Origin of the sequence: Okeania sp. SIO2F5 (assembly GCF_010692685.1) — a bacterium.
In the GTDB taxonomy this organism is placed as follows: Bacteria; Cyanobacteriota; Cyanobacteriia; order Cyanobacteriales; family Microcoleaceae; genus Okeania; species Okeania hirsuta.
The window spans coordinates 26,644-36,739 of sequence record NZ_JAAHGU010000065.1 but is presented as its reverse complement, the minus strand read 5'-3'; the positions used below and the strand labels follow the sequence as shown (position 1 = coordinate 36,739).

The following is a 10,096-nucleotide window of genomic DNA, read 5'->3' as shown; positions in this document are numbered from 1 at the left end:
TTGCCTTTCGGAGCTGTTGCCTGCGCACAGCGCTATACATGGCAAAACCTTGTGCTATTCCAAGTCTGTTGAAATGTTAAAGCACTCAATTCGACGACTGATTCATTACCTTAAGTTTAAAGAGGTCTCTGTTCCCACCCTGTCCCTATAATTCATCTTTTAATCTGACAACGCCAATTATTGAGCTTCCTATGGCAGACTTAATCTCATTTTTTCTACATTTGGTGTGATTAATTTCTTGTTTACACTATATGTAAATTTTCTAGGGGTGGCGATCACTAAAAGTTGATTTATAAACTTGTTTCCCTGGTGTTAGATGATAAGTATTATACCAAGGGTGATAAATGTTTGCTACATTTTCTTGAGTAGGGGAGTAGGGTAGTAGGGGGCGAACGGCCGTTCGCCCGTACAGAGAAGTAAACATCAGAATCATTAATACGCTACTGACTAATCATTATCAAAAATGTGATTCCACCTGTGTTAATTACTTAATAATTGAAGTTTCACCTAAACTTAATAATTGAAGTTTCACCTAACAAAAGCATTCTTTTTTCACCCTTGGTATTAGAGAGCTTCTATTTCTCAATGGTGCTAAACAAGTTCAACTTCATTTAAAAACCTAAATATTATTGATTTATCGAAATTTACAGTCGTGCCAATTGAGCTGTTTTTTGAGGGTTTTATCTGTTTCGTTTTGAGCCGTAATATCAAATCCGGTTGCATAACTTCACTTCAATGTTTCTAATAATAATATTGTCAGGCTTAATATCTCTATATAATTATATTCCTTTGATGAAAATATTCAAAAATATCTAATAATTTGAGTGTAAAATGTACAGCATCAAAGATATTCATTACACCTTCTGCTACAAAATTTTCTAATCTACTTCCTTCTATCAATTCAGTCACCATGTAGAGAGGAATATCTTCCTGAAAAAGTTTTGTCTTGACCACCACCACCAATATATTCAAATTTTTCCCAATTTTCATCCCAAGGTTTAGGTTTACTTTTACTTTTGCTCATAATTACACTGACTGAAACGCATAAATGTTATCATATAGAGCTTCGCTAGGGGTTTACTTACAAGTTATAATCAAATATAGTCAATGAAAAGCCGCTCAAAAGGAGATAAATACTTAGATGGCGATCGCTTAGAGTGTGAGATATTAAAATCTAATTTGATTCAGAAAAAATAGGGTTGAGCATTCTCTACTGACTACTAAATTTAAGTGAGGTTCTTCAACCTAATTTTATCTGATATTATGTGTGTTTAATTAGTGATAAAAAAACTTTCTCCTCCTCCTACTCTTTCTTCATTCTTTAACCTATCCCACTAATAAGACTTTTGCTAAAAACTCTAAATATGTTGATAGTTAAAAACGAAAAATCAAGCTTTTAAAACACATTTTACTTAAACAAATAAACTTGTTAAAAATAGTGGGATAGCTTCTTTCTTCTGACTCCTCCGTCGTTATTTATAACTGTTCAAGGGAATTTGATATTATTTCTCGCTCGCTACTTAATTTTTTCCCCATACAAAAACAACACCTCAGTCTTACTCACTCAGTGACTTCCTTCAATTTCTGGATTATTTCTGGAGTTGCACTAAGTCATAAAATAAACCTTAGTTACATCGCTCCCTTTTACCATTTAAGGAAGTATTAGTTTTCTATTTTGGTGTTGTTTTTGATTATTTAAGGAGACAGATTTTCGTAGATTTAACAGCGTTGTAACCTCCTGAGTTCCTGAAATTATTTCCTCTATATTGAATGAATTTGAAATGAAGTTTAACTCAAATTTAAGCTTGAGTAATCTTTACTTCCTTACTGTTACAACTTGAGGAACAATCAGCCTCTGCCAAAGAAGTTGCTGTTGTTGAATCACACAGATAACTAGAGTTAACAGTATTTTTTTCCTCCTTATTTTTAATGTCAACTACTTAACTAACAATTAAGGTTGACAACAACCTGTTTCTCGGTCAAAACCTTAACACTCAGTATTAAGTTATAACTCTTTGATCGAAGAAGATGAGGTTATGAATGTTTGAAGCTTTGCTGCTTCAATTACTAATCTAACACTGTTACTAATAATTACAAGACAATTTAACGAAACTTTACTTTATTTTTTTAAGTCAATCTTTTCAAACAATAACACCCACCTATACTCACTTTATTACTTCCTTTTTTCCTCTTTAGGTCTTGGATGCACAGCTTTAAATTCACTGTACTAATCCCAAATTTTTAGGAAGTATTCGCTTTCTAGATGGGTGTTATTCCGACTTTGTATTGAGATTAACTTAAAATTTAACAGCTTTTTTTTTCCTCCTTGGCTGAGTAATTTCCTCTACATTATTCAATATTAAATAGAGTTAGAATTTTTCAAAAATTAAAATTCATTGCTCCCCTACAAATATTTTAGGAAATATCAACCACCGTTGGTTGCTGTTGGAGTCTAAACGAACAGATGATGAGCAGGTTAAACAGTTTTTTGTTACCTCCTAAGTTATTATTTCAACTTTTGACATCTGCTAAAGAAGCCTCTTTGCTTCTTCATATTTCTAATTTAGCACTATTAATTAACTATGCAAGTTAATTTAACGAAACTTCACTGAATAGCTTTTCAATACCTTTGAGATTGTAAATATAGGTTAAATTTTAGTCATATTTACTATATAATTAAAATCTAAGTAAAACTCTGATTAGGAGATAATTTAGTATTTAGGAAAGTGACAATCAATCATATTAAGAATTGAAAAATTAATAACTTTGAACACCGTTATATGCTAAATAGCAGTCGCAGTATTCGCAAAACAAGAAAATACTTCCCAAGTTCACTATCAACTTTCACCTCACTTTCTATTTACAATAATTTCTCCTTTCAATTTCTGATTTTTATTGAGACAATGAGGTAGAATTGTGGGATTCTAATGAATATACAAACTACTAATTAAGTAAGTATCTAAAATCTAAAAAAGCTAATATAGTAAAATTACACCTAACTGGCCTATAACTAGAATGTTAAAAACATCAATTCCATCACTACGAGAACAACAGCACCCCTTAATATGCCAACTAGCAGATACCATAGAAGCAATTTGGCAACGTTACCTGGACTTACGACCATATTACCTACCCGCAGAACTAGGGTATGTAGAAGGCCGTCTCGAAGGAGAAAAACTAACAATAGAAAACAAATGTTATCAAACCTCCCAGTTCCGCAAGCTACATCTGGAACTGGCCAAAGTAGGTCAAAGCTTAGATATATTACACTGCGTAATGTTTCCTAGAACAAGTTATGCCCTACCTATATTTGGCACAGATTTAGTGGGAGCAAGAGGTCAAATAAGTGCAGCAGTAGTCGATCTATCACCCCTCAATCAAGAAAGGAAACTGCCACAAGTCTATAATTACCAACTTAAAAACTTACCAATAAAAGAATTTTCTTATCCTCGCCAACTTCCTAAATGGGGCGAAATATTTTCAGAATTTTGTCTATTCATACGACCTAGTGATTTAGACGAAGAACAAAAATTTCTATCTATAGTGGAATCTTACCTAGAAATACATTGCCAACAAGCGATCGCCCAAAAACCTGTTACCTCAGAACAACAACTTGAGATTCTTAAAGCTCAACGCCATTACTCTAGTCAGCAGAGACAAAACGACAAAACTCGCCGAGTCTTGGAAAAAGCTTTTGGGCCGGAATGGACAGATTATTATTTGACAACTGTATTATTTGATAGTCCTGATTAATGATTACAAAAGAAATTGCGAATAATTTTTTTTGATTTGTTATATCATGTCCGCTTAATTAGTGAGAATAAAGTTCTTAGTTGGTAGGTGTAAATTCAAGAGGGAACACTGGAAACGGAGCAGAAGTTTGGGATATTCCTTCCAGATTGAGAGGAGAACATTTTTACTATATTTAATCATCCGGACATGGTATTTAATATATATTAAAGATTGTAGAGACCTTCGATTAAACATCTCTACAACTCAACAAATTCGAGAGTCAGTAGCTAATCTAAATTGTATAGTAATTTCAAATAAGAATGAAACACTTTTTCGGCTGAAAGTATTTCCAGACGAGGAAACCTTACCGGGTTCTGACCACTTGCATCTGTCGCCGACGCGGGGTGACACCCATTTTCTCTATTCCCTGCTATAAATGCGACGCAAAATGTGCAAATGTATTGAGAATTTCACCCCAATTTTTTAGGCAGAAACTCTCCATCAAATCATAGAAATTTTTAGAATTAATAGGATTAGGAGAATGAGTACATTACTACCCTAAGAGTTTATATAGCGAGCAAAAGTAAAGGGTAGCTCGCTCATGCTTTAATAATTAAACCTAAGTTAGTATTGCAGTAGATGAACCCACGGTTGCTTTAGATAGTAAATCTGGTATAAATATAGTTTAAATTATGATAGTTTAAATTCTGCAAAATTTAGCTAGTAAAAAAAAGAAATATAATTTTCTTTTTACTCGCAATTATCGCATTTTATTAAAATAATTGGGTCGCGCAACCCCGCCTTTTAAGGCGAAATATTTTTGGAACCTTGCTCAAATTCCCCGTTACAAAAATAACTTCTGATTTCCCCTCCTGGGAGGGGTTAGGGGTGGGTTTACTTCTGACTTCTGACTTCGTTAAATGTTGCTAACCTGATAGTTAAAATTGAAGATTTTTACCTGTTAAGCTAGGCATATTTAAACACAATAAAATCAAACTAGTCAATTTCCACTCATTAACATTTCGCTACACTACATGATTCCTGAAGTCTGCTTTTATTCTTCCTTGTTCCTTTTTCCTGACTTTAATTATTTCCGAATTTGAGTATTTTTAGCATTATTTTTAATTGGGTAGTGCAGAGCGCAAAGTGTGGGATAAGTAATTAGGTCGTTCCAACTCTAAGGAGTGATACTGCGCTCTGCAATGCTCCGCGAACGCGTTCCTCAGCTGTTTGTGCAGCAGTATTTTCTTTGCGACTATGAACCCAAATCCAATTGAAGTAGGCGATACTGCTGATGCCACGCTCCGCGAACGCTAACCTAACCATTATCTCTGTTTGTGCCCAGACCTTACCAAACTTATTCTGGGGTGCGATGCCACCTACCTATCTGCTGTGTCTGGTCTTTAAACTTGATGTGCTTTACTTTTGGAGGCAAAACTCGCTCATACCCACCCTAATCATCAGTATGCCACTGCCAGTCAGTTAGTTTTCCCTTCTGTGTTGGTGATTAATTCTGTATCGGAACTGGTCAGTGTGTTTGCCCACATGAGTGGCCAAAATTAATCCACGTTCTGGATGCTTGAGTCATCCCAATCCAACAATCACATGGGCGTTGCACAGTGACGAATGATTTTATATTTTTGATGAACAGGATTTTGGATTTGATAATTGCTATAATGACTAATTAATGGTTTTTTTTAGTTAAAGTCTAAACTAATTTTTGGTAATATCATTCCATAATGTGCAACCCCATCACATGAGTGTCAATTCATTCATCTGACAGTGTTTTTGTGTCTTGAGTCCGTCTTACATTCTGGGTAGACACCACCAATTAGCACTCGCTTTTTTTTGGACAAATGACCAAAATTCGTCACTACTGACTTGTGAGGTTTCTATATGCGCGTACATGGGCATTATGAATCATTTCCACACTTTCTTGATACACTACCTTTAATTGCACCTTTTGTTTTCCTTTTTGCAGATACCTGCATTCTTGCTCCTTTAGTATTTTTTACATTATTTTTAATTGCACCTTTTATTTTGCCTTTTGTAGATACCTGCATTCTTGCTCCTTTAGTAGTATTTCTTTTACTTACAGTTGATCTGAATGGAGGTGGAGGTGGAGGTGGAGGTGGAGGTGGACTAACATTTCTTGCTGCTGGTCGGTTAGTACGAAATAGAACTCCATCATTAGATTGCTCTAGTACCAACATCGGTGTTGGTTTTGCTTTTTGATCCCAATCAATATGTACAATTCGACCTTGAATAGTAGGAGTCCAATTATCATGATCGTCACTAGGACTAAGGTAGGTTTCTAAACAATCAATAATTTGATTAATAGTTTGAGAAGTTGCCTGAGTTGGTAATTTTGTTAGTTTGATTGACACCCGAAATAACACTCTTTTTTTCAGATCTTTGCCTGGTTCCCCAGTCTCATATTCTACATCAAACATAGAATCAATTTGCCGCCCACTTGGGTTTCCTTTTTCTCCTGCTGCTAATGGAGTAGGACGCAATACAATACTAATTTGTTGTTTAACTTTTACCTTAATTTGATTGACAATAGCAAAGTGAAAAACTTCCTCTACCATCCGCATTCTTAAGTAGTCTAAGTTAAACTCTCGCGAATGGATTAGGTCAGGATTTTTTTCCATTTTTGAGATAGTTGCTACAGCCAATTTATATTTTTTACGCAGGTCTTTATTTCTAAATCCTTCCATATTTAGTTTTTTATTAAATTGCTTCATTTTTACTTGGTGGAATATACCCATAATAATCACCAATAGTAATAGTAGTCCAGATGCAGCCATCCAAATATATTCTGATTTTTGCAAAGTTACTTGTGGTGCTGGTGAAGCTTGGGTTAACCTTGGTTCCACAATAGTAATTGGTGTTAACATAGGTTTTAAATAAAATTTGACAATTAATTTACAGAAATTTAAAGTTAAAATCAGGGAGTTAATATTTTCAGGATAAATACCTGATGGTTATAGTTGGTAGAAAATAGTTGAGGTTATTGATTGGCTAAAAAACTATAAACAGGTTAAAAAATACTACAATTACAGGTATAGTAAGCATCTTGATAATTTGAATTTTAAATAAATTACAGAATATAAACTATAAATCTGTCTTATTTTTATCTGTTTTTAGGCTGCCTTAAATTCTGATAATATCTTATGGTTATCCACTAGCTTTTGACTAATTTTATCCACAAAGTATCATATAAAATCTAGAGTTTTTTTGTTTGATTTTCTGTAAAGTGTAAGCATTTCCTGCGGAATGCTGTGCAAATAGCTATTAGCTGTATGCTCTCAGCAACAAGGATCTCTTCTTAAGGACAGTGTTGAAATTAATATAGACCTTAAGGGCAAGGGATATAACTTTTGTAGTAAGACAATTAATAAAGCTTTGATCGTAAACTAAAAGCAATAGCTGATAGCTAATGGCTGACTGCTGAATGCTTATTGTCAAGTAAAGATTGATTGTCTAAATAATCAAAAATAAATCCTAAACCAGCTAGCCAATTTTCCAGCCTCATAGAAATTGATAGGCAATTCTAAATTAAGTTAGAACTTTTTCAAGATTACTCAAAAAATCAAGGCTATTCAAAAAATTTTTCTAAAAGTTAACTCATCATTTAGGAATCATATTAGAAATTAGACATACATTTAATTTATGCACAAAAATTAAGTAAGATATTTAAAATCTTTGAACTACTACTCTATAATAGTAATAGTAAATATTATACTTTATATAAATTAGGGAAAATACATAAATTGTTAAAACCTTTGTAAAGGAATAAATTTTCATAGACAATATAACTAAAATATCATCAAATTTTTCAGCAGAAATACTGAAAAAAAACAAGAAATTAGTATTGCTGATTACTTTAATCAAACTAGAATATACGAAATCATTCTTATTTCTGAATTGTGGCCTACAAACCCCTCCATCACAAATATCGTCCTCAGACTTTTGCTGACTTAGTGGGTCAGGAAGCGATCGCCCAAACCCTCACAAATGCTATCCATACCGAACGAATAGCTCCAGCATATCTATTCACAGGACCGAGAGGTACAGGGAAAACTTCCAGCGCCAGAATTTTTGCCAAATCTCTCAACTGTCTCTCCCATGACCATCCTACCCCCAGTCCTTGTGGTACTTGTGATGTTTGTATAGGTATTACAAAAGGGTCAACTCTGGACGTAATAGAAATTGATGCAGCTAGCAATACTGGTGTGGACAACATTCGGGAATTGATTGAAAGATCCCAGTTTGCACCCGTTCAATGTCGTTATAAGGTATATGTGGTTGATGAAGTCCATATGTTATCTGTGTCAGCTTTTAATGCTCTACTCAAAACTTTAGAAGAGCCACCAAACCGAGTGGTCTTTATTCTGGCAACTACAGACCCTCAGAGAGTTTTACCGACTATTATCTCCCGTTGTCAAAGGTTTGACTTTCGCAGAATTCCTCTAGAAGCGATGGTCGGACACTTGCAAAAAATTGCTACGGAAGAAAAAATTGAAATTACCACTGAAGCTGTCCAAATGATAGCTCAAATTGCTCAAGGTGGACTGCGAGATGCAGAAAGTTTGCTAGACCAGTTGAGTTTATTGGCAGGTGAGATTACAGTTGAACGAGTATGGGACTTGGTAGGGGCGGTGCCAGAGCGAGATTTAATGTTACTTTTAGAAGCGATCGCCTCTGATAATTCTACGGAAGTTTTGGAATGTACTCGTCAAATAATGGATCGGGGTCGAGAACCGATTATTGTATTACAAAATTTAGCAGGATTTTACCGAGATTTATTAATAGCAAAAACAGCACCGACAAATGCAAATTTGGTGGCTTTGACAAAACCTACTTGGGAACAACTTTGTCAAGTTTCTCAAACATGGGATATTAGGACTATTTTAGCCGGTCAAAAGCATTTACAAACTTCTGAAGTACAAATTAAAAATACTACTCAACCTCGTTTATGGTTGGAGGTCACTTTGTTGGGATTATTGCCTGCTGCATTGGCAAGTTCGAGGGTAATAGTCGAACAGTTACCTCAAAGACAAACAAGTCAAAATATTTCGGTTCAAAGTACTTCTAAAAGTTCTAGTCAACCACAAGCAAAGTCACCTATTTATTCACCTCCAAAACAGAAAATATCGGAGGTAAAAGAAATTCCGACTGCATCAAAAAATGAGGAAAATTTAGTTCCTTCGGAAGCTGTTAATGTTAATCCTAAAGAAGTTGATTTACAAGAAATTTGGCAAAGGGTACTTGCTGAAGTTAAATTAAGTACCCAACAGTTACTACTTCAACCTCAGCCTCAAGTTATATTATTAGGGTTTAACAATCAAGTAGCGCGTATTGGTGTTAGTTCTGATAAATGGCAGAAAATGGTAATGTCTAAAGTTGCTAATATTGAAGCTGGGTTTGAGAAGGTTTTTAAGACTGCGGTAAAAGTTAAAGTAGAAGTAACAAATACCAAGGGAAAAAATCAAAGTGTTAGTGAAAATCTTTATCCCAATAATAGTAAAAGAGAAAGAAACATAACTAACCATGAAAAACATCAAGAAACCTCTAACTCTGATGATGAAGTTATAGAAGATGAACCAGAAACAATCCAAAAATCTAATACAATAAAATCGGACAGAGAAAACAGATCTATGCCAGATATTTCTTTGTTTCAACCACAGTTGGATAATGTAGCGAAACAGGAAAAATATCCTGAAAAAGAAAGACAAACTGTAGCAGTTGCCACTCGCCGAATAGCTGATTTTTTTCAGGGAGAAATAGTAGATATAGAGTTAATTAAATCAGCAGATAAAACTGATTTATCTGCTGCATCAGAGTCTTCTCAGTTATCGGTTAACTCTCAGATTTTTGAGTCTGAAGATAGTAATATTGGCATAGATGAGCCAGAAAAAAATGAAGACCTTGAACTTGATGATGATATTATATTTTAACTAGCTGGTAGCTTATACCGTCTGGAAAAAATATTCGGTAGTGCAGAGCGCAAAGTGTGGGAAAAGCAATTAAGTCTTTCCACTTCCAAGGAGCAACTGCTAATCCTGCCCTTTGTGCTGCTGTACTATCCTTTCTACTATGAACCCAAATCCAATTGAAGTAGGGGATACAGCGTTTCGCCACGCTCCGCGAACGCCAAGCTTACTGTTACCTCCATTTGTTGCCAGAGCTTGCCAAATTTATTCTGTCGGCAATACCATCGACTAGTCTGCTGTCTGATAATTCCATTTGTGCCTTCCAATTACTGTGTCTGGTCTTTACCAATGATGTGTTCTACCAATGGGGGTAGAACTCCTTCATACCCTCCTCAATCATCAGTATGCCATTGTTTAGAGTTAAT

6 protein-coding genes and 1 pseudogene are annotated in these 10,096 nt (G+C 34.7%); 3 read left to right on the top strand and 4 right to left on the bottom strand.

The features are described 5' to 3' along the window. Positions 1-262: 262 nt before the first annotated feature. The gene (locus F6K27_RS19425; protein ID WP_287300905.1) at positions 263-433 is read right to left on the bottom strand and encodes a hypothetical protein; all 171 of its coding nucleotides are present in this window, start codon (positions 431-433) and stop codon (positions 263-265) included. A gap of 468 nt (positions 434-901) precedes the next feature. Next, complete coding sequence (locus tag F6K27_RS19420; protein WP_275670417.1) at positions 902-1,024, bottom strand: hypothetical protein; 123 nt, start codon at positions 1,022-1,024, stop codon at positions 902-904. Between the two features lie 1,991 nt (positions 1,025-3,015). Between F6K27_RS19420 and F6K27_RS19415 the strand changes: the two genes are divergently transcribed. Both F6K27_RS19415 and F6K27_RS19405 read left to right on the top strand, forming a co-directional pair. Then, a complete protein-coding gene (locus F6K27_RS19415; protein ID WP_287277084.1) occupies positions 3,016-3,753 on the top strand; it encodes a phycocyanobilin:ferredoxin oxidoreductase in 738 nt (245 codons plus the stop codon). Between the two features lie 1,404 nt (positions 3,754-5,157). Next, a complete protein-coding gene (locus tag F6K27_RS19405; protein ID WP_287277085.1) occupies positions 5,158-5,295 on the top strand; it encodes a hypothetical protein in 138 nt (45 codons plus the stop codon). Positions 5,296-5,645: 350 nt separating this feature from the next. On the opposite strand, the gene F6K27_RS19400 is transcribed toward F6K27_RS19405, so the two are convergent. Continuing rightward, positions 5,646-6,632: a hypothetical protein gene (locus F6K27_RS19400; protein ID WP_287277087.1), complete on the bottom strand. Its 987-nt coding sequence runs from the start codon at positions 6,630-6,632 to the stop codon at positions 5,646-5,648. Positions 6,633-7,664: 1,032 nt separating this feature from the next. On the opposite strand from F6K27_RS19400, the gene F6K27_RS19395 reads away from it, so the two are divergent. Further along, positions 7,665-9,695 (top strand): DNA polymerase III subunit gamma/tau, encoded by a 2,031-nt coding sequence (locus tag F6K27_RS19395; protein ID WP_287277089.1) that lies wholly within the window; start codon positions 7,665-7,667, stop codon positions 9,693-9,695. A gap of 49 nt (positions 9,696-9,744) precedes the next feature. On the opposite strand, the pseudogene F6K27_RS19390 reads toward F6K27_RS19395, so the two are convergent. Then, positions 9,745-10,060: pseudogene (locus F6K27_RS19390) on the bottom strand (IS1 family transposase); the annotation flags it as partial. Between the last annotated feature and the right edge of the window lie 36 nt (positions 10,061-10,096).

What these genes read in the sequence shown, in the direction of transcription:
- F6K27_RS19420 (WP_275670417.1), bottom strand. Translation starts at nt 1,024, where the DNA reads ATGAGCAAAAGTAAAAGTAAACCTAAACCTTGGGATGAAAATTGGGAA.
- F6K27_RS19400 (WP_287277087.1), bottom strand. Translation starts at nt 6,632, where the DNA reads ATGTTAACACCAATTACTATTGTGGAACCAAGGTTAACCCAAGCTTCA.
- F6K27_RS19425 (WP_287300905.1), bottom strand. Translation starts at nt 433, where the DNA reads ATGATTCTGATGTTTACTTCTCTGTACGGGCGAACGGCCGTTCGCCCC.
- F6K27_RS19415 (WP_287277084.1), top strand. Translation starts at nt 3,016, where the DNA reads ATGTTAAAAACATCAATTCCATCACTACGAGAACAACAGCACCCCTTA.